This is a genomic window from Microcoleus vaginatus HSN003, from assembly GCF_022701255.1.
GTDB lineage: Bacteria > Cyanobacteriota > Cyanobacteriia > Cyanobacteriales > Microcoleaceae > Microcoleus > Microcoleus vaginatus_B.
Genome location: NZ_CP031705.1, coordinates 5,240,705 through 5,259,372, shown reverse-complemented (window position 1 = coordinate 5,259,372; position 18,668 = coordinate 5,240,705). Strand labels below are relative to the sequence as shown.

Sequence of the window (18,668 nt, the reverse complement as noted above, 5' to 3'; positions counted from 1 at the left end):
GCTTTCTCACATTTAGAGAAATTGTAGTCAATTTGTTCCCTGATTTCTAGAGTTTTTTTATCTTTCAAAATCGGGTCTCTACTTTTTAGCGAGAACTTGTTTAAGTTGAGCAGTTGCTTGCTCAATTTTTTCGATACTCCCTGGGTTGACCAATCCGTAGTAGTCAAAAACATAAACTCGATTATTTTTTGTGGCTGTTAGTTGATTCCAAAATGAATCAGATTTAAATTGGTCTAAAATTCCTTCTCCCCGATCGACTATAATGATTACTTCCGGATTAGCCTCTAAAACCTTTTCCGCTGAAAGCGTCACGTAGCCTCGAACGGGGCTATCTCCTTGCAATTGGGCTGCGACATTTTTCACGTTAAACTTACCCAGCAAATCTCCAGCCCAACTGCTTTGATTGGGCGATAAAATCGGTTGTCTGCTTACCAAAACTAAAGTGGCGGGGCTTTGATTTGGGATGTCTGCTAAAAATGTTTGGTAGCGTTTTAAAAGAGGTTCTGGAGTGGCATTGAGGGATTTAGCTAAAGTTGTTGTTAACTCTTCTAGGGATTTCCAGCTATCAACTTGAGTGAGTAAAGTTTTAATTCCAAGCTGCTGCAATTTTTGCATTGTTTGGTCATGAAATCCCGACGCACCTACGACCAAATCCGGTTTCAATGCGATGATTTTTTCCAAATTAGGAGGGGTGCGTTCGGCAGTGACTGCGGTAATCCCTGTAAATTTGGGGTTGCTGCTGACTAATGCGCTGCCGGGAATTCCTACAAGTTTGGTTGGGTCGAGTTGATAAATAATATCGGCGGTTAAAGGTGTTAAAGCTACAACTTTTTGTGCTGATTCGCTGTTAGTTGTTTGTGGTCGATTGGCTGGCGAACCAGCAGGAGTTGATTGCTGAATTTGGGGTGAAGTGGCGGCGGAGCAAGCGGTAAATGCTAAACTCAGCAACAGGATAGCGGTACGAGAAAAAAAAGTTTTGTACATAGTTTAGGCTGGAGTTACAGCAAGTTTAGACCAGGTTGAGACAGAATTGACGGGAAGTTCGAGCGCACGTGAGCGCTTAATGATTTAAATATCAATAGTTTACTGGATATTTTGTATAAAAAGCCGCATTTATTGTCTGAATTCGGATTTTTTAAGTATCTCTTAAGTTTTATTCGATCCTTTGAAATCAATACTAGGCAATAGTTTAAAGCCTGTGGCACTCCGATAGAACAGCAGATTGCGCGCATAAGTAAATTGAAATAATTATGAAGAGATTGAGAACTTCGTGCGAGGGTTAACTTATGCTTAGTATAAATTAATTAAGTGTGAATAGTAGGAGCGATCGCACAAATCTGCAAGCCTACAGAAGTTTCTAAAATGATAGCTTCTACGCCAAAAGTCTGAGCTAAATTATCAGGAGTTAAAACTTGTGCCGGAGTTCCTACACAAAAAAGTTCCCCTTTATTTAACATAGCAATCCGCGAACTGTACCTAGCAGCTAAATTAATTTCATGCAGCACCGTAATAATCGTCATTTTGTGTTTTAGATTGAGCTGGTTAAGCAACTCTAACAATTGCAACTGATAGCAAATATCTAAATAAGTAGTAGGTTCATCTAATAGCAAAACTTGCGGATTTTGAGCCAAAGCTAAGGCGAGGAAAGCGCGCTGGCGTTCGCCTCCTGAGAGTTGTTCCACAGGGCGATCGCGAAAATCCTCAATCCCAGTTTGAGCGATCGCAACTTCCACCTTTTCTGCATCTTCCTTGCTCAATTCCCACTGCCACCAACCCTGATGAGGAGAACGCCCCAAACTAACTAATTGCCTTACCGTCAAACCTTCTGGCACTGTTTGCTGCTGCGGCAAAATCGCTAATTTTTGAGCGACAACAGCAGCAGGTTCAGTATGAATTGCTTTGCCATCAAGCAACACACTTCCTTGCTGCGGAGTTAGGATGCGGCTAACTAACTTCAAGAAAGTAGACTTACCAGAACCGTTGGCACCAATGAGACTCAACCATTCACCTGGTTGTAAAGATAAAGTGATGTTGTGGGCGATCGCAACTTCGCCGTAACCACCAGTTAAATTTTGAATTTCTAAAGACATTATATTTTGTTATTGGTTATTGATTATTTGTAATCGGTAATTAATTTTGCGTCTTCCTTCTTCCCTCTTCCCTCTTCCTTCTTCCCTCTTCCCTCTTCCTTCTTCCCTCTTCCCTCTTCCTTCTTCCTTCTTTTTAATAACTAGAACGCCGATAAAGCAGCCAGACAAACAGCGGAGAGCCCAACAAAGCCGTAACCGTACCCACGGGCAATTCTACCGCACCCAAACGAGCCAAAAAATCAGCAAAAGTCAACACCCAAGCACCGCCGATCGCACTCAGCGGCAACACAAACCGATAATCATTACCAACCAACAAACGCACCCCGTGAGGCACAACCAATCCCACAAAACCAATCAATCCGCCGATGCTGACAGCACTCGCAGCTAGCAAAGTAGCAACACCCCCAATCAACAAGCGCGATCGCACCAGCGACACCCCCAAACCAACAGCTAAATCGTCGCCCAAAGCCAGCAAATTTATCGATCGACCCAAAAAACATCCTAACAACAAAGCAGTCAAAATATAAGGTGCAGCTACCTGCAAATCCGACCAACCGCGACCGTTTAAACTGCCGATTAACCAATTCAAAGCAGCTTGCAAACGGCTGTCTTCAGCTAACAGCAGCAGTGTAGTTTGTATGGCCCCAAACAGAGAACTCACAGCCACACCAGCTAAAACCAAACGTTCAACGGAAATCCCCGTTTTAGTTTTTCCCAAAAAGTAGACGAGCATCGAAGTTAAAATAGCACCTATCCAAGCCGCCAAAGGCACCCAAGTTTGAAATATTCCCAAAGTCAGCATGGTAATCGCAACCAACCCTGCCCCCGCCGAAATTCCTAATACAAAAGGATCGGCTAAACCGTTGCGGAGCAACCCTTGCAGCAAAGCCCCCGACATTCCTAAAGCCGCACCAACCGTCAGCGCTGCGGCAACTCTGGGCAAACGCAATTCCCAGAAAATAGTCTGATTGACAGCATCACCTCGGTGCAGAAATGCTTGCCACAATTGATCGGCACTCATCGGCACCGCACCAAAAGAAAGCGAAAGGGCTATGGTTAACAGCAAACCCAATCCTAAGAATACAACGGCCTGAAGAATTCGATATTTTAGCCAGATTTTTTGCAGAGTCACTACATTACACCACAATCTTCCTTAACAGCACTAAATCCCATATTTCCTCTGTTTTGAATGCTCGAACTCGTTAACTACAATAACAATAACCGATTCACCTGAAGACGGCTTCAGTGGGAGGACATGAGCAGGCGATCGCACCCGCCGGCAAAATTAAATGTATAATATTAACGAAGTAAACCGCTACGAGTGAATCATGTCTGCAAACACCGCGCTACCCGCAGCCCTAGCTAAAATCGTCCAGCGCTTTCAGCGACATTCCGATCCGAAACAGCGGTACGAACAACTGCTGTGGTATGCCAAGCGACTCCCAGCATTTCCCGAAAGCGACAAACTGCCGGAAAACAAAGTTTCTGGCTGCGCGTCGCAAGTTTATGTTACTGCAAACTTGGCAGAAGGAAAAGTTTTGTATCAAGGCGATTCAGACGCTCAGTTAGTCAAAGGATTAGTTGGGTTGTTGGTGGAAGGTTTGAGCGGATTAACGCCTGCTGAAATTGTTACCATCACCCCAGATTTTATTCAAGACACGGGATTAAATGTGAGTCTCACACCTTCCCGCGCTAACGGATTTTATAACATCTTTCAAATGATGAAAAATAAGGCACTTGCTTGTGAATTGAGCAAGCAAGCTGAAACAAATTAAAAGAAAGAATCAACAGCCATGACTCAAACTACAGATTTAACAAAATCCAATTTTGGCAACTATCCCGCCGCAGTTCAAGAATATCTGTGGAATTGGAAAGAAACGCAAATTAAAGTTATTTACGAAACCAGAGGACAGGGCAATCCAGTATTGCTGCTGCCTGCTTTCAGTACGGTTTCCACGCGAGAAGAAATGCGTCCTTTAGCAGAATTGTTAGCTTCTAACTTTCAAGTTGTGAGCTTAGATTGGCCGGGTTTCGGCGAATCGGATCGCCCGCGAACCGACTATCAACCGCAATTATATCATCAATTTCTCAAGGATTTTGTTGAGGCAAATTTTAAGAGTCCGGTTGCTGTAGTTGCGGCAGGTCACGCTGCGGGTTATGTGATGCAATTAGCGCAATCCAAGCCCAATGTTTGGTCAAAGATTGTATTAGCTGCGCCGACTTGGCGCGGGCCTTTGCCGACGATGAGCAAACAGCAAAGCGGGTGGCATGGAATCGTGAGAGAATTAGTTCGATCGCCCTTACTGGGACAATTCCTATACAAACTCAACACTGCGCCGTCTTTCCTGAGTTTGATGTATCGGCGCCACGTCTATGTGGATGCTGCAAAAGTCACGCCCGATTTCATTCAAAATAAGTGGAAAATTACGCAAAAACCAGGTGCTCGCTACGGTCCCGCTGCCTTTGTGACTGGTGGTTTAGATCCGGCAAAAGTGCGATCGGAATTTACAGATAATTTTCAACAATTAGCAGTGCCGGTGATGGTTGTAATTGCTGAAAGTGCGCCGCCCAAATCAAAGGCTGAAATGGAAGCATTAACGGAATTACCGGGTGTTGAATCGCGAGTTGTTCCCGGTTCTTTGGGAATGCACGAAGAGAATGCAGAAGCTTTGGCAAATGCGGTTAAATCTTTTATTTGAGAGAATTAAGAGGGAATGAACCGCAGAGGGCGCAGAGAACGCAGAGGGGAGAAGGGAAGAGGGGAGGAATGCAAGCTGTTTTTTTAACGTTAGTTTGGATTGTTTGCTATTGGTTTTGTCTGCCAGTTTATGCTATGGGAGAGTCGCCGATAATCAATTTGCCAAAGAGTACGATCCAAGGTGCGATCGACTTTCACATTCATTCTTCTCCTGATGTGATTCCTCGCAGGTTGGATGATTTTGAAGTAGCGAAATTAGCTGCTAGGGCGAAGATGAAAGCTGTTGTATTAAAAAATCATTATGCCAGCACAGCAGCACGGGCAGTTTTGGTGAATAAAATAGTACCAGAAATCCAAGTTTTCGGGGGAGTTGTTCTCAATTATGCTGTCGGCGGCATTAATCCCCAAGCTGTCGAAGCAATGCACCGCATCGGTGGCAAATACGGTAAAGTAGTGTGGCTGCCAACGGTTGATGCTGAGCATCACTTGCAGGTTTTTCACAAATCGGGAATAGGGATTAAAGTTGCGGAAAAGGGCAAGGTTTTACCGGAAACAGTAGCGGTGTTGAAGATTGTAGCCAAAGAGAATTTGATATTGGAAACTGGTCATATTTCCTCAGAAGAAGTGATGGCAGTTGTAACTGAAGCTAACCTTCTCAACATTAAGAACATCTTGATTACCCACGCAATGGCGGATGTACCCGGTTTGTCCCTAGAAAATATGCAAACAGCCGCCGCAGCCGGAGCTTTCTTAGAACTCGCATTTGTCAACGATTTGATGGGAGAAAATGCCGCTGATGACGGACACAAAAACTGGCATCAAGTTTCTATTAGTCAGATGGCAGCAGCGATTAAACTAATCGGAGCGGAGCATTTTGTTATGAGTACCGATTTGGGAAGAAAACCCGATCCTTTACCTGCGGAAGGTTACAAATTATTTGTTAAAAAGTTGAAGGATAAAGGCATTTCTCAACCTGAAATTGATTTAATGATGAAGGAAAACCCAGCTCGATTGTTAGGGATTTAGGAGTAATATTATGTCGGATGGCATAACTATTTTAAAGTTTGTACTGAAGAAGTCTGTCATATCTTTGATTTCTCGTCAATTTGACTCTACTTCAGGTTCTTGAGATTCTGGCTCGCCCGCTGGGGATTGGGTTGGCAATTCGGCTAGCTGCGAATTTAGCTGCAAACGTTCTTGATAGACGGTTTCTAAATGATTTTCTAATTCGTCTACTTGAGATTGCAGTTGATTTTGAGCCTGATTAGCTGTATGGATTTGACTTTGAAATTCCGACATTTGAGAGTAAAGATACGATCGCTCTGTGTTAGCTGTTTCTAACTGAGATTGCAGTTGCGATCGCTCTGCTTCGACTAATTGCAGTTGAGTTTGCAAACCCGACAGTTGAGACTGAAGTTGCTCCCGCTCTTCAATCGAGCGATCGAACTTAATTTGAATTTCCGACAACTGGTACTGTACCTGCAATCTGCTTTGACTAGCCGTTTCCAACTGACTCTCAAATTCCGACAGCAGAGCGTGAAATTGAGTACGTTCTGCATCAACCGTCTCTAATTCTGCTTGCATTTCCCGTAATTGAGCGTTAAGGTGCGATCGCTCCTGCTCCCCAACTTCTAACTGATTTTTAAGTTCTGCCACTTCTGCTAACTGCGACTCAGCTTGTTGAGCATTTTCTAGCTGAAACTGCAAATCAGCAATCAGAGCATCAATTTGCGATCGATCTTGGGCAATTCCTGCCAAAAATTCTTCCATTTCCGACACTTGATTTTTTAACAATTCTTGCTCGCGAGTCACAGTTTCCAACCGACTTTGCAACTGGGACAATTCAGAATTTAGCTGATTTTCATTCTGCACCTTTTGCCGCAATTCCGAATTTCGGGCATCCAATTGAGCAGCCAAATTCGATATAGCCTCCTGCGAACCCTGCATCCGCACCAAATTGCGTGAATGTCGCTTATTCAAAATTAGCCAGCAGACTACTGCCCCGCCTCCAAATCCTATTAATAAAAGTAATGCTTCCATTTTTTTATCTAATTAATATAAATTGAGTTATTTTGACCATGACAAAAAAAATTGACATCTACAAATCGCTATCTTACCCAAAGCTATCACAACTTGCCAGCCTGTGTTCACTTGGGTCAACAATTTATATTTCTTTACAAATACCTTTTGTTTACAGGTAAGGTGCAGCGCACCCTGCAAGTCCGGTTAATGCAGCAAATCCACAATATGAGGAATAACCTCGATATGCTGAGTCAGCAAATAATCCAAGTAACCCCCAGTTAAATTTTTAATTTCTAAAGACATTCTATTTTGGTAATTGGGAATTGAGCCTTAAGCATTGAGATTTAAAAATTGAGACTTGAAAAATAAAAATTGGGAATTCAAAATAGGGGAAAAATAAGAAATAAAAAAAGCCTAACATTTGAGTTTTTTCATTTTCCTTCTTCCCTCTTCCTTCTTCCTTCTTTCCTACTGACTAGAACGCCGATAAAGCAGCCAGATAAACAGCGGAGAACCCAACAAAGCCGTAACCGTACCCACAGGCAATTCTCCCGCACCCAAACGAGCCAAAAAATCACCAAAAGTCAACACCCAAGCACCGCCGATCGCACTCAGCGGCAACACAAACCGATAATCATTACCAACCAACAAACGCACCCCGTGAGGCACAACCAATCCCACAAAACCAATCAATCCGCCGATGCTGACAGCACTCGCAGCTAGCAAAGTAGCAACCCCCCAATCAATAAGCGCGATCGCACCAGCGAAACCCCCAAACCAACAGCTAAATCGTCGCCCAAAGGCAGCAAATTTATCGCTCGACGCTAGCGGCACCCCTAGCTAAAATCGTCCAGCGCTTTCAGCGACATTCCGATCCGAAACAGCGCTACTAACAACTGCTGTGGTATGCCAAGAGACTCCCAGCATTTCCCGAAAGCGATAAATTGCCGGAAAACAAAGTTTCTGGCTGCGTGCCGCAAGTTTATATTACTGCAAATTTTGCAGACGGAAAAGTTTTGTATCAAGGCGATTCAGACGCTCAGTTAGTTAAAGGATTAGTTGGCTTGCTGGTGGAAGGTTTGAGCGGATTAACGCCTGCTGAAATTGTCACCCTTACCCCATATTTTATTCATGACACGGGATTGAATGTGAGTTTGATACCTTCCCGCGCTAACGGATTTTACAACATTTTTCAAATGATGAAAAAGAAAGCGCTGGAATCCCAGGGAAGTGAGCAATCAGAACTGAATTAAGCATGAAAAATCCTCACTAAAATCAACAGCCAATGATTTTTATAGGAGAGCCGCTTTTTTATTCTCTATCCACCAAAAGAAAGTTGCAAACATTGTCGAAACCATTAATAAAACCCCAAGCACCGAAAAAGTAGTATGTGTAGCAAAAAGTAATGCTTGTACAGGCGCATTGCTAATATCGATATTCGGTGCAAAATTAGCGCTAAAATTTGTGGTAAAGAAGAACAAAGCACCTACTATTGGTACTCCCAGCATCTGCCCTAATATCCGGGAAAATGACAACAATCCCGAAGCAATACCTAATCGCTCTTTTGGTGCGGCTCCCATAATAGAGCTATTGTTAGGAGAGTTGAACATCGCCACTCCTACCCCATAGGGAATAATCCCCAAAATATACTTGATGACAGTTAATTCAGTATCAAATCTGCTGATTAAAAAACATCCAATTGCCATAAATACTAGACCCATTAAAGTAATTAGCTGCGTGCCAAAACGGTCGGAAAGAATACCCGAAATAGGCGCAGTCGTCACAATCAAAAGTGACGGTACTACCATTAAAAAACCAGATTTTTGAGTTGAATAGTGTTCAAGGAAGGTGAAGAAAAAAGGAAGGATGAAGATGACACCTGCGATCGCGAAATTTGCAATAAAACGTAGCGTTAAGCCCAGGCTAAACTCTACGGATCGAAATATTTTTAAGTCGATCATTGGTGCTGCTATTCGGGATTCAAACCATAAAAAGCCAATCAAGCTGACGACTGAAAAACCCAGCATATTTATGGCAATATGAGAATTACCCTTCTGTAATAGGGTAATGCCAAGAATAAAAGAAGTTAAGACGATGGTCAATATCAGCGTACCGATGATATCAAAGTTTTCTGGGTTTCCACTAATCGCAGAATTCGGTACAAAACAAGCCACAATCAAAATGGCAAAAATCCCAATCGGAACATTCACCCAGAAAATTAAAGGCCAGCCTCCCACACTCATCAGCAGTCCTCCTACCATGGGCCCCAAGGTAATCCCCATTCCGTAAATTCCCGCTCTAATACCTAGTCCCATTCCCCGCTCTGCCGCTGGAAATGCCTCCACAATCATCGCAGTTCCCAAGCCAGATAAAAACGCAGCACCTACTCCTTGCAATCCTCGAAACGCTATTAAAAACCAGACATTTGGCGCAATTCCACACAATAGTGAACTGATCGTAAAGATTGTTAAGCCAATAATGTACAATCGCTTCTTGTTCCAGATATCACCTAATTTTGATACCAATATTACAAATATGGCGATTGCCAGCAAGTAACTTAAAACTACCCATTGAATCGTGGCAAAACTGGTATGGAGAGATTCAACCATAACTGGCAAAGCCAAGTTAACTATATACACATCCAAAGCAAAAATGAATACACCAATACCAATACCAACTAGAGTCCACCATTTTTCAGATGATTTCTTCTCTTCTTGCCTTAATTCGTTAGAGTTTTCTGTTGGGGTTATTGACATTATTACTATCTAGAAAGAGGTGGGTATTATTCTGAAATCATCCAAAATATAGCATTTTTCACTTGGTAGGTGCTACTGTAAATTAGCAATTATCAATAATTTCTATAAATTCTTTATCGATATCGATTGGGGTTCCTCTTTTAGAAATTTCTTTAATTTCTTTAAGAATCTTAGCTACTAAATATTTGTTTTCAGCCAGTTCCTCTCTGCCAATCTGCTTGAGAGCTAATTCTACAGCAGTCAATCCCGATTGCATCCCTAATGCTATACTACTTTTAATTCCCAAAACTTCTGGATTTAAACTTTGATATAGGCGCTCATCTTTTGCCATTGCCGTAACGTGAACACCTGCATAATGGGTAAAAGCATTTTTACCCACGGCAGGGTGATGAGGAGAAATAGGTACATGAGAATACTCGCTTACCAAATTATACAAATCTTTCAAATATCCTAGTTTCCAAAAGTTTTTCTCCTCAATAAGGTCGGATAAATTTATTAGTAACTCAGCCAAATCCACTATACCAGCTCTTTCCCCTAGTCCCATCACGCTGACATCAATAATATCTGTTCCCGCTCTGTAGGCATCCAAGGCATTTGCTAAAGCTAAACCTCGGTCGTTGTGGCAATGAACTTCTATTTGTGGATATAATTCTCGTTTGGCTAGTTCCTCCTTCAGGATTTTGACAAAATAATAAATACTACGTTTTTGTTGAAATGGGGTTGTATATCCAGTGGTATCAGCTATGCTGATTATATTAGCTCCAGCCTGCACTGCTGCACTAGCCGCCTCAATCACATTTTTCATAGGAGAGCGAACTGTATCTTCCGGCGTATAGCGAATTAATAAACTATCATTCTGCTCTCTAGCATAAGTTATTACTTCCACAATTTTATCTATGGCTTCATCTAAACAGATATTATAGTCGCATTGCAATCGTTGAGAGGATACACTAAAAAACACGCCTAAAAAGCTGACATTACAATCCAGGGCTTTTTTAACATCATCTATTCGGCAGAGCGAATGAGCGCCTATTTTTGCTTTTAGTCCAGCATTGGCAATGCGGGTAACGGCTAAAGCAATTTCGCTATCTACAGCAGGATTGCCAGCTTCAATAATATCAACTCCTATGTGGTCTAAAAACTCCGCAATTTTTAACTTTGTTTCAGGTGCGAAATAAACTCCAGGGGTTTGTTCTCCCTCTCTCAAGGTAGAATCAAGAATTTTAATCATAATCTACGATCAATTTAGCTACTAACAAAATCTTGAAAAAGGGGCTGGCATCGCCGAGGGCACAATACCTTATACAAACTTGAGCCATGACCCCCAATAGATATCTCCAAAAAATACAGTCAAAAGCCGCTAGGATGCCTGCTCCACAAAAGTTATTGGGGAGATCTAATAGATAAGTCTAAGGGTTGACCGCCAACTTTGCCAAAGCTGCCTGCACTGTTGGGGGTAATTGACGCATAATCTTACCTTTGTCACGATCGACACCAACCAAAGTTACCTGTGCTGTCACATATAACTCCTGAGTATCAGCCGATCGAATTTCGTAATCCCAAAGCAGCCGCACACCCTCCCTAGCACCTATCCGCGTTCTGACTGCCACAGATTGACCCATTTGTACAGAGCGGTGGTAGCGCAGCGAAAGTTCCACCACGGGCAATTCCAAACCCTGCGCCACCCAGTCTGCATACTCGATGCCAAGAGAGCGCAAACTTTCCACCCTAGCTTCCTCCATCCAAGCCAGATAAGTCCCGTGCCAAACCACACCGCTGTAGTCGGTATGGTGAGGGTACACTCGCACCAAATATTCAAACCAGCCCTCAGAGTCCATCCCGCCCCGGTTTTGAATAGCACCAGCCGGTGCGAGTTCTGGTTGAGTTCGATCGTTCTCTAACACTTTACAAATCGTTCCAAAACGCTACATTTCTACAAATCATAAGACAAACTTCAGGCTTATGCTTGACAGTAAGAAACTAGAGTACCAACGCCCTAGTTTAACCTCGCACAAGAAAACTCAACTGTTTTTACCGCCAAAACCATGATAGAAAAAATTTTAGTAGCCGTAGCCGGTCGCGGCTTGTGCGAAGAGATGTTTAATATGTTGATGGACATCCCTTCCTTGCAAAAAGCCTCTGTCACCGTCTTGCACGTCGTGCCGCCACAAGTAACATCCGAGGGCATGGCAGCCAAGTTGGAAGAAGGAGGCAAGATATTAGCACAAGCAGTCCAGTCTTTGAAAATAGATCCCAGCAAAGTCAATCCCCGGCTCAAACAGGGAGACCCGAAAACAACAGTTTGCCAAGTCGCAGAAGAAGAACAATCCGACTTAGTAATTATGGGTTCCCGGGGACTCGGACGGCTGCAATCGATTTTTGAAAACTCAGTCAGTCAGTACGTGTTCCAGCTAACATCCCGACCGATGCTGTTAGTAAAAGACGACATCTACGTCAAAAAAATCAAGCGCGTTATGGTGGCCGTCGATAAATCGGAATCCGCCAAACAGTCATTCCAGCTTGCGCTATCTTTGGTCAAAGAAGTCAGTGGCGGAGAGATAATTTTAGTACACGTCACCAAAGATTTGACTGGAAAATCCACCGCAGATTTAACAGCAAGTGCTGACAAAGACCCCGTATTAGCTCCGGCAGTAGCACTAGCGAAACAAATGGGAGTTCACTACCGCTGCGTGAGTGCTACAGGCAAGCCAGGGGAAGAAATTTGTCGGATTGCAGACGATATGAATGCCGACTTGTTGGTGCTCGGTTCCCCGGATCGGCGACCCAGCGTTGCCAAAAACTTTGTGGATATCGATCGACTCCTAGGAAATTCGCTATCAGATTACGTGCGAGTCTACGCCAACTGTCCCGTCTTGCTAGCCCGCACAGTCGGCTAGACTCTCAACGTTAACAGTTATAGCAACCGCCCCCCAGAATTAGGACGTTCTTAATTGCTCAAACATGAGCTATTCTTGCTTCTTACTTCTTCCTTCTGCTATAGCAGCCAACACAGAATATTTAACAAAAAAAGCGCCTCAGCAAAAAGCTGTTGGCGCTTTTTTTTGCAAGCCGCTTGCACCAGACAGAAACAGCAGCAGTTGCTAATCTTTTCTGCTTTGACGGCTAGCCGTTTGAATGTACAGAATGATTAGAAAAACACTGGGAACCAATACAAACAGAATGGTTGCCACAAACCCTAAATCGTTAACTTCCATGAAGACGCTCGCCTCTATCGGAAAATAGGAAAATACACACAACTAGGATATCACTCAAAGGCAAAAGGCAAACTCGAAGACAGAAGAATGGCTTACGGACAAGCGTCGAAACCCAGGTTCTGCGTGGATGGCTCGCAGACCAACCTTTTATTTTTTGTAGAAACTAAGTTGCTTTTCCGAGGTGAGGAAAAGAGATGATTATTATACAGTTAAATAGGAAAAAAAAACAAAATTCTTGGATTCTGAATTTTTCTTTCCTTCTGCATCTCTAGCATCTCTAGCCTTCTGCCTTCTGAAAGTCACGGCTTAGTCTTCACACTCACCGCGCCGTTGACCATAGCTTGACAAGCCAACCGATAGTTTTCGGGCTTTTTCTTGAGCTTGCGGTTTTCAAAGTCAGTGCGGGGCGACAGATTTTCACTGCCCTCGACAATTTCCACAATGCAGGTGCCGCATTGACCGATGCCCCCGCAATTCATCATTTTTCCCGAAAACGTGTACAAATCGATGCGGTTTTCTAGAGCTTTGAGCCTCAAATTCGCTCCGTCTGCTGCGATGACTTCCTGATTTTCCTTCACAAACTTGATATTGGCCATTGCCGATCCCTTAACGCAGTTGACATGGAACTCTATTACCAAATATTAACTAATGTGTCGGACGTTTAATACAGGATGTCCCATTGATCTGGTAATTAAAGCTCGCCCCAACTGAATCTCAAGGAGCGTCTGAGAGGTTATTAGTGGGCAGATTGGTCACAGCCCGCTGAAGAGACGACAGCCCCAGGTTGTAGGTGATAATTGCCGACAATCGGTTTCTCTCAGCCCTAGTCAAATCAGTTTCCGCCTGAATCACATCCGTCTGAGTACCCACACCAGCTTGAAACCGCAGTCTCGCCAGACGCAGAGCTTCCCTCGACTGCAAAACTCCCGCCTCAGAAGTTTCGATATTCTCAAAGCTCGACTCTAAGCCAAAATAAGCTTGTTCCACTTCGCGGCGAACCTGATTGCGGAGTTGGTCGAATCGAGTTTCGGCGATCGCAATATCAGCATCCCGCTGTCTCACCCGGGCGTTCGCCGCGCCCCCATCGAAGATACTCCAAGTCAGACTCGCCCGGATCGAATAACCATCGGCCCAGCCACGAACAGCATACGGATCGGGGTTATCAGGGTCTTGTCCCAGTACGTTGTAACTACCCCCCACACTCACTTGAGGCAAACGCCCTGCCTGAATCGCTCGCCTCTGCTGCTTGCTGATATCTCTCTGCACCAACTGCTGTTCCAACTCGGGGCGATTCCTAAAAGCCTGCACGATACTGTCTTCCAAAGACAGCCTCCAAAAGCCTGCTTGCTCTACCGGGTCAGCCGCTGTCAAGTTCGCCGACTGGCTGATATTCAAAATCTCAGCCAGACGCCGCTGGGCAACTCGCTGATCACGACGAGCAACTGACAGTTGTTGCTGTTCGTTAGCCAAATTTGCCTGAGCCTGCAACACAGCAAACCGGGTTCCCACCCCTGCCCGTTCCAAAGCTTCGGCATCCCGCAAACTTTGCTCGGCATTTCTCACCGAAGCTTGGCGGATGGCAACTTGTCCGTCCGCGTTTTGCAAGGTGTAGTAAGCCTCAGCAGTGTCGAAGCGCAGTTCCTCGGCTTGGCGTTCCACATCCAGTTCCCGAAGGCGCAACTGTTCCTCTGCCGCGCGGATGGTAGCGCGCCGTCTTCCGAACAAATCGACATCATAGCTCAACTGCAAAGTGCTGTTGAGACTGTTGTTGCCGAAATTTGTGCCGGCTTGCTCTGCGGGCTGCCCGGTTCGGTTAGCCACAGCGTTGATACGGCGCTGCGTAGCCCGAATTCCGAGTTCTCCGCCGGCAGTCACAGATCGGCTGGCGTCCATTTGAAAATTTAGGTCTGGATAAAGAGCAGCTTGCTGTTCGCGCAAAGCTGCTCTGCTTTGTTCCACTTGCTGTCCGGCGATTTGCAAAACTTGGCTGTTGCGCCGCGCGAGGTCGATCGCCTGCTGCAAGGTAATTGACTCAGTTTGCTCGATCCTGACATCCTCGGGGTTTGTCGGAAACAGCAGCGGATTCGGGTTGGGTTCCAGGGAAGCCGGAGGGTTGGTGTTTAAAATGCCCTTCGGCGGCACAGCGGGGAAACTTTCGTTCGGAGTGCCCCGGAGGATGGGAACTGGGGAACTGGGCACCGGGGCACTGGGCACCGGAACATTGTTGGGAGGGGTGGGAGAAGGCTGCTGAACCTGTGTCGGTTCCAACCCTTTAAGAGGCGTTGAACCGCCCTGAGACAGAGTTAATGGGGCAGCCGGAGCAGCCTGTTGAGGCTTTGATGCTTGCTCGGGCCCGGTTGAGGAAGTTGATGCGATGTTTGCTCCCCCTGGCTGCTGAGACTTGGAGGTTTGAGGGTTAAGGGCGATCGACTGTTCGGGATCGGATGCTGATTCTGGTGCTGTGTTCGAGGTCGATCGAATATTCTGCCCTACTTCGAGCTGATTGCTAAGGGCGGAACTGTCCTGAGATTGAGCCGGAGGCTGTGCTGAAGCACTCTGTGCGGCGTTGCTGAAAGTAATTGCAGCGCCCACTCCGACTACCACGATTTGACGAAAAACACGCATAATTTTTTAATTAGTCTGCAATTCTAGAGACAATTTTAGAGCAAGAGTTGGCTTCAAGTTTCTAGTTTGTAGCCTGAACTCTCCAGTTACAAGTCAGAATTACCCTACTCATGTTAACTTTTGAATGTTCGATTCAAAATTTAGAATTCAACCTCAGCAGTTGCCAGACCGATCGCCGCCGAGATTAGTTCCTCTACTCCGCTCACGGGCAAAATCCGGGTTTTTAGGGAGCTGGCTAGCTGTTCGAGGGTCATGTCGTCTAGAAAACGCGGTTCCCCCTGTTTTAGCATCACCGACGGCAACAGGATACCCTCTCCCAAGTCTCGCCCCTGCAAAGCTTCGAGTAAATCTTGCCCGGTGAGCAAACCCGTAACAGTGATAGTTTGTCCCCAGTAGTGGCTGCACAAAGCTGCCATGTTGACGGACAAGCCGGGAATTTGGTTGAGTTGTTGTACGATCGGCTCAAAAGCTTTTTCGACAGCATTCCCCACCACCCAAACTAGCTTGCGCGCCGGCTCGACTTGCATCGGTTGCAGCTTCTCAAAAGCCGTTTCAAACTGCTGGATAAACTGGCGAATCGAACCCACACCGTTACCAATTTGGGGATAATCTTCGTAATCAGCAGCCGACGGCAAATCTAAACCCGCTATTAAAAACCACTCGTCAGCCAGCCAAATACAGCGCGATTTTGAATGCTGCTTTTTCGCCTTTTTGCCACCTTTTCCTTGACTCAAAAGCACTTGAATTTTCTGCACTTGTTCGATTACTTCTCGCGCTTTTTCCGCAGTTACTGCGATTAGTTCATCTTCGGCAGGGCGAAAGCGAGTTAAACCCACCGGCACTACAGCCACCGATGCTACAGCGGGAATACTTCCTGTATGAAACTTGGCCAAATCTAACAAAGTGCGTTCTAAATGTTCGCCGTCATTAATACCGGGACAAACAACTACTTGAGCGTGAATTTGCAAGCGGCGTTCTTGAAACCATTTGATTTGCTCTAAAATCTTGCCAGCCCGGAGATTTTTTAACAGCCTAATTCGTACTTCCGGTTCGGTAGCGTGTACGGAAACATAGAGAGGAGAAAGCCGCATTTGTTCGATTCTGTCCCACTCTTTTTGAGTCAGATTTGTGAGAGTGAGATAGCTACCATAAAGAAAGCTGAGGCGGTAGTCATCATCTTTGAGATAGAGAGTTTCGCGCTTGCCCGGTGGTTGTTGGTCGATAAAGCAAAAAGGGCAGCGGTTGTTGCACTGAATTAGTCCATCAAAAAGAGCGGTTTCAAATTCAACTCCCAAGTCTTCGTCGTAATCTTTTTCTATTTCTAACTTGTGGGTTTTGCCTTTAGTGTCTAATACTTCTAATTCGAGAAATTCATCGGCGCACAGAAATTGATAGTCAATTAAATCGCGGGGTTTTTGACCGTTGACGGCGACGATTGAGTCTCCGGGTTCAAATCCCATTTCGGCGCAGATGCTTTCGGGGATAACTTTGGTGATTAGGGCTGGCCGGATTGATAAGTCGCTCATGGTTATATTATCGGTTATTTGTTGAAGTTTGCTAAAGGCGATCGCCTTTAGAATCAGGGTTTGTTCTGGGTTGTGAATTTATTTGAGCTGTGACAGAATAAAGCAAAAATCTTTAATTTATGAAATTCAAAATCTTGACAGGACTCCTAACCGGGTTAGTTGCTTGTACCACAAGTGTAGTTTTTTGTCAACCCAGCCGTGCGGCAAATGATAGCTTTTTTAACAACGGCACTCTCAAATATATTAACACTGGGATTATGAATGCAGAACCCGTGATGTGCGCTGCTGTTAATCAAGATGATACTTGTACGAATAGGACTTTGCTATTCACTTTGATGCAGGGGAGTGACGCTGACGCTACCTTAAAAAAACTGCCAGAAGTTGACTTAACAGTTGTAGAATTTACCAACATTCAAAAGTACAGCGTTGCTAAGATTGCCAACTCAGATTTGGCGGCAGGAACGAAAGCTGAGGATTTCTTTATTCGGGGTGAGGATAAGTATCAAAAAGGAGATTGTCAAAGCGCTATAGCCGCTTACACTCAAGCAATTAAGCTTAATCCTAACTATGCCAAAGCCTACCACAGCCGGGGAATTTGCCGCTCTAAATTAGGAGACAAGCAGAGTGCTGTAGCCGATTACAACCAAGCTTTACGAATTAATCCTAACTATGCCAAAGCCTACTACAACCGAGGAATTTCCCGCTCTGAATTAGGAGACAACCAGGGTGCTGTAGCCGATTACAACCAAGCTTTACCAATTAATCCTAACTATGCCAAAGCCTACAACAACCGGGGAATGCTGCGATCTGAATTATGAGACAGCAAGGGGGCTGTAGCGGATTATAACCAAGCTTTACGAATTAATCCTAACTTTGCCGAAGCCTACAACAACCGGGGGCTTGCCCGCTATCGTTTAGGAGACAACAAGGGTGCTTTAGCGGATTATAACCAAGCTTTACGAATTAATCCTAACTTTGCCGAAGCCTACAACAACCGGGGGCTTGCCCGCTATCGTTTAGGAGACAACAAGGGTGCTTTAGCGGATTATAACCAAGCTTTACGAATTAATCCTAACTTTGCTAAACCTTACTTAAACCGGGGAGTTGTCTGCTCTGACTTAGGAGACAACCAGGGTGCTGTAGCCGATTACAACCAAGCTTTACGAATTAATCCTAACTATGCCGAAGCCTACGGCAACCGGGGATTTGCCCGCTCTGAATTAGGAAACAAGCAGGGTGCAATTCAAGATTTTCAGAAAGCAGCAGACTTATTTCAGAAGCAAGGAGATAAAAATAACTATCAAAAAGCCCTTAACAATGTTAGGAGACTTCGATAAACTGCAAAAACTCCCCAAAGGTCGATCGCACTACTAATCGCTAAAAAATAGAAGACGCTGATCCCCGACTTCTTAAAGAAGTCGAGGATCTAATTAAACATTATCAGAATCCGATAATTTATTTTTTTATATCTTTCGTTACTCTACCACCTATGAATGATTTGTGTAAATAAAAGAAAAGTGGTCAACTCACATTCAAGAAAAAAAGGGGGGAGACAAATCTTTCGCCTTTCTCCTTAACGGCACGGGCGCACATTTTATCTAAATCGTCCTGATCTAAATTTATTTTTAACTGCATCAACAGATTCTCTAGATTCTCTTGCTGTTGAGGTTTCCCACTTTCTTTCATTGGTAATAATTTTGTAAGGGGGCATTCTATTTCTTAATTCTACCGATAGC

General features: G+C 44.6%; 20 protein-coding genes and 1 pseudogene. 8 read left to right on the top strand and 13 right to left on the bottom strand.

Going from position 1 to position 18,668, the window contains the following annotated elements; all coding sequences use genetic code 11:
- Positions 1–78 precede the first annotated feature (78 nt).
- The 3 genes from D0A37_RS22770 to D0A37_RS22760 all read right to left on the bottom strand — a co-directional run bounded on the left by D0A37_RS22770 (position 79) and on the right by D0A37_RS22760 (position 3,222).
- A complete protein-coding gene (locus tag D0A37_RS22770) occupies positions 79–984 on the bottom strand; it encodes an ABC transporter substrate-binding protein (RefSeq protein WP_242717782.1) in 906 nt (301 codons plus the stop codon).
- Between the two features lie 320 nt (positions 985–1,304).
- Positions 1,305–2,090, bottom strand: coding sequence for an ABC transporter ATP-binding protein (locus tag D0A37_RS22765; RefSeq protein ID WP_242717781.1), 786 nt, complete (start codon positions 2,088–2,090; stop codon positions 1,305–1,307).
- A gap of 133 nt (positions 2,091–2,223) precedes the next feature.
- Positions 2,224–3,222, bottom strand: coding sequence for a FecCD family ABC transporter permease (locus tag D0A37_RS22760; RefSeq protein WP_242717780.1), 999 nt, complete (start codon positions 3,220–3,222; stop codon positions 2,224–2,226).
- Positions 3,223–3,418: 196 nt separating this feature from the next.
- On the opposite strand from D0A37_RS22760, the gene D0A37_RS22755 reads away from it, so the two are divergent.
- The 3 genes from D0A37_RS22755 (at position 3,419) to D0A37_RS22745 (ending at position 5,814) form a co-directional block, all read left to right on the top strand.
- Positions 3,419–3,865, top strand: coding sequence for a SufE family protein (locus tag D0A37_RS22755; protein WP_242717778.1), 447 nt, complete (start codon positions 3,419–3,421; stop codon positions 3,863–3,865).
- A gap of 18 nt (positions 3,866–3,883) precedes the next feature.
- Positions 3,884–4,789 carry an alpha/beta fold hydrolase gene (locus tag D0A37_RS22750; protein ID WP_242717776.1) on the top strand — a complete coding sequence of 302 codons (906 nt, stop codon included), beginning with the start codon at positions 3,884–3,886 and terminating at the stop codon, positions 4,787–4,789.
- A 68-nt stretch (positions 4,790–4,857) separates the two neighbouring features.
- Positions 4,858–5,814: a DUF6282 family protein gene (locus D0A37_RS22745; RefSeq protein WP_242717775.1), complete on the top strand. Its 957-nt coding sequence runs from the start codon at positions 4,858–4,860 to the stop codon at positions 5,812–5,814.
- Between the two features lie 75 nt (positions 5,815–5,889).
- Here D0A37_RS22745 and D0A37_RS22740 read toward each other — a convergent pair whose 3' ends face one another.
- Positions 5,890–6,828, bottom strand: coding sequence for a coiled-coil domain-containing protein (locus D0A37_RS22740; protein ID WP_242717773.1), 939 nt, complete (start codon positions 6,826–6,828; stop codon positions 5,890–5,892).
- 51 nt (positions 6,829–6,879) lie between these two features.
- Between D0A37_RS22740 and D0A37_RS22735 the strand changes: the two genes are divergently transcribed.
- Complete coding sequence (locus tag D0A37_RS22735; RefSeq protein WP_242717771.1) at positions 6,880–7,092, top strand: hypothetical protein; 213 nt, start codon at positions 6,880–6,882, stop codon at positions 7,090–7,092.
- A 186-nt stretch (positions 7,093–7,278) separates the two neighbouring features.
- Here D0A37_RS22735 and D0A37_RS22730 read toward each other — a convergent pair whose 3' ends face one another.
- Positions 7,279–7,644: an iron chelate uptake ABC transporter family permease subunit gene (locus D0A37_RS22730; RefSeq protein WP_242717769.1), complete on the bottom strand. Its 366-nt coding sequence runs from the start codon at positions 7,642–7,644 to the stop codon at positions 7,279–7,281.
- Between D0A37_RS22730 and D0A37_RS22725 the strand changes: the two are divergent.
- A pseudogene (locus D0A37_RS22725) lies at positions 7,620–8,063 on the top strand (SufE family protein). The gene D0A37_RS22730 and the pseudogene D0A37_RS22725 sit on opposite strands and share 25 nt — an antisense overlap.
- A gap of 39 nt (positions 8,064–8,102) precedes the next feature.
- Here the strand turns inward: D0A37_RS22725 and D0A37_RS22720 are convergent.
- The 3 genes from D0A37_RS22720 to D0A37_RS22710 form a co-directional block, all read right to left on the bottom strand.
- Positions 8,103–9,566 (bottom strand): MFS transporter, encoded by a 1,464-nt coding sequence (locus D0A37_RS22720; protein WP_242717767.1) that lies wholly within the window; start codon positions 9,564–9,566, stop codon positions 8,103–8,105.
- Between the two features lie 82 nt (positions 9,567–9,648).
- Entirely contained in the window at positions 9,649–10,797 is a 1,149-nt protein-coding gene (locus D0A37_RS22715; protein ID WP_242717765.1) for a hydroxymethylglutaryl-CoA lyase-like TIM-barrel protein, read from the bottom strand.
- 178 nt (positions 10,798–10,975) lie between these two features.
- Positions 10,976–11,470 (bottom strand): acyl-CoA thioesterase, encoded by a 495-nt coding sequence (locus D0A37_RS22710; protein ID WP_242717763.1) that lies wholly within the window; start codon positions 11,468–11,470, stop codon positions 10,976–10,978.
- Positions 11,471–11,611: 141 nt separating this feature from the next.
- On the opposite strand from D0A37_RS22710, the gene D0A37_RS22705 reads away from it, so the two are divergent.
- Entirely contained in the window at positions 11,612–12,463 is an 852-nt protein-coding gene (locus tag D0A37_RS22705; protein WP_242717761.1) for a universal stress protein, read from the top strand.
- Between the two features lie 204 nt (positions 12,464–12,667).
- Here D0A37_RS22705 and psbM read toward each other — a convergent pair whose 3' ends face one another.
- The 4 genes from psbM to D0A37_RS22685 form a co-directional block, all read right to left on the bottom strand.
- Positions 12,668–12,781 (bottom strand): photosystem II reaction center protein PsbM, encoded by a 114-nt coding sequence (gene psbM, locus D0A37_RS22700; protein ID WP_006631488.1) that lies wholly within the window; start codon positions 12,779–12,781, stop codon positions 12,668–12,670.
- Between the two features lie 299 nt (positions 12,782–13,080).
- Positions 13,081–13,377, bottom strand: a complete 297-nt coding sequence (locus D0A37_RS22695) for a 2Fe-2S iron-sulfur cluster-binding protein (RefSeq protein WP_242717759.1) — start codon at positions 13,375–13,377, stop codon at positions 13,081–13,083.
- A gap of 118 nt (positions 13,378–13,495) precedes the next feature.
- Positions 13,496–15,406 (bottom strand): TolC family protein, encoded by a 1,911-nt coding sequence (locus tag D0A37_RS22690; RefSeq protein ID WP_242717757.1) that lies wholly within the window; start codon positions 15,404–15,406, stop codon positions 13,496–13,498.
- A gap of 140 nt (positions 15,407–15,546) precedes the next feature.
- Positions 15,547–16,932 carry a TIGR03279 family radical SAM protein gene (locus tag D0A37_RS22685; RefSeq protein WP_242717755.1) on the bottom strand — a complete coding sequence of 462 codons (1,386 nt, stop codon included), beginning with the start codon at positions 16,930–16,932 and terminating at the stop codon, positions 15,547–15,549.
- Positions 16,933–17,051: 119 nt separating this feature from the next.
- On the opposite strand from D0A37_RS22685, the gene D0A37_RS22680 reads away from it, so the two are divergent.
- Together D0A37_RS22680 and D0A37_RS22675 are read left to right on the top strand one after the other, a co-directional pair.
- Positions 17,052–17,750, top strand: coding sequence for a tetratricopeptide repeat protein (locus D0A37_RS22680; protein WP_242717753.1), 699 nt, complete (start codon positions 17,052–17,054; stop codon positions 17,748–17,750).
- A gap of 42 nt (positions 17,751–17,792) precedes the next feature.
- A complete protein-coding gene (locus tag D0A37_RS22675) occupies positions 17,793–18,269 on the top strand; it encodes a tetratricopeptide repeat protein (RefSeq protein WP_242725708.1) in 477 nt (158 codons plus the stop codon).
- Positions 18,270–18,453: 184 nt separating this feature from the next.
- Here D0A37_RS22675 and D0A37_RS22670 read toward each other — a convergent pair whose 3' ends face one another.
- Positions 18,454–18,618: a hypothetical protein gene (locus D0A37_RS22670; RefSeq protein ID WP_242717751.1), complete on the bottom strand. Its 165-nt coding sequence runs from the start codon at positions 18,616–18,618 to the stop codon at positions 18,454–18,456.
- Between the last annotated feature and the right edge of the window lie 50 nt (positions 18,619–18,668).

What these genes read in the sequence shown, in the direction of transcription:
- D0A37_RS22685 (WP_242717755.1), bottom strand. Translation starts at nt 16,932, where the DNA reads ATGAGCGACTTATCAATCCGGCCAGCCCTAATCACCAAAGTTATCCCC.
- D0A37_RS22720 (WP_242717767.1), bottom strand. Translation starts at nt 9,566, where the DNA reads ATGTCAATAACCCCAACAGAAAACTCTAACGAATTAAGGCAAGAAGAG.
- D0A37_RS22750 (WP_242717776.1), top strand. Translation starts at nt 3,884, where the DNA reads ATGACTCAAACTACAGATTTAACAAAATCCAATTTTGGCAACTATCCC.
- D0A37_RS22765 (WP_242717781.1), bottom strand. Translation starts at nt 2,090, where the DNA reads ATGTCTTTAGAAATTCAAAATTTAACTGGTGGTTACGGCGAAGTTGCG.
- psbM (WP_006631488.1), bottom strand. Translation starts at nt 12,781, where the DNA reads ATGGAAGTTAACGATTTAGGGTTTGTGGCAACCATTCTGTTTGTATTG.
- D0A37_RS22715 (WP_242717765.1), bottom strand. Translation starts at nt 10,797, where the DNA reads ATGATTAAAATTCTTGATTCTACCTTGAGAGAGGGAGAACAAACCCCT.
- D0A37_RS22690 (WP_242717757.1), bottom strand. Translation starts at nt 15,406, where the DNA reads ATGCGTGTTTTTCGTCAAATCGTGGTAGTCGGAGTGGGCGCTGCAATT.
- D0A37_RS22755 (WP_242717778.1), top strand. Translation starts at nt 3,419, where the DNA reads ATGTCTGCAAACACCGCGCTACCCGCAGCCCTAGCTAAAATCGTCCAG.
- D0A37_RS22670 (WP_242717751.1), bottom strand. Translation starts at nt 18,618, where the DNA reads ATGAAAGAAAGTGGGAAACCTCAACAGCAAGAGAATCTAGAGAATCTG.
- D0A37_RS22680 (WP_242717753.1), top strand. Translation starts at nt 17,052, where the DNA reads ATGAAATTCAAAATCTTGACAGGACTCCTAACCGGGTTAGTTGCTTGT.
- D0A37_RS22695 (WP_242717759.1), bottom strand. Translation starts at nt 13,377, where the DNA reads ATGGCCAATATCAAGTTTGTGAAGGAAAATCAGGAAGTCATCGCAGCA.
- D0A37_RS22705 (WP_242717761.1), top strand. Translation starts at nt 11,612, where the DNA reads ATGATAGAAAAAATTTTAGTAGCCGTAGCCGGTCGCGGCTTGTGCGAA.
- D0A37_RS22740 (WP_242717773.1), bottom strand. Translation starts at nt 6,828, where the DNA reads ATGGAAGCATTACTTTTATTAATAGGATTTGGAGGCGGGGCAGTAGTC.
- D0A37_RS22745 (WP_242717775.1), top strand. Translation starts at nt 4,858, where the DNA reads ATGCAAGCTGTTTTTTTAACGTTAGTTTGGATTGTTTGCTATTGGTTT.
- D0A37_RS22770 (WP_242717782.1), bottom strand. Translation starts at nt 984, where the DNA reads ATGTACAAAACTTTTTTTTCTCGTACCGCTATCCTGTTGCTGAGTTTA.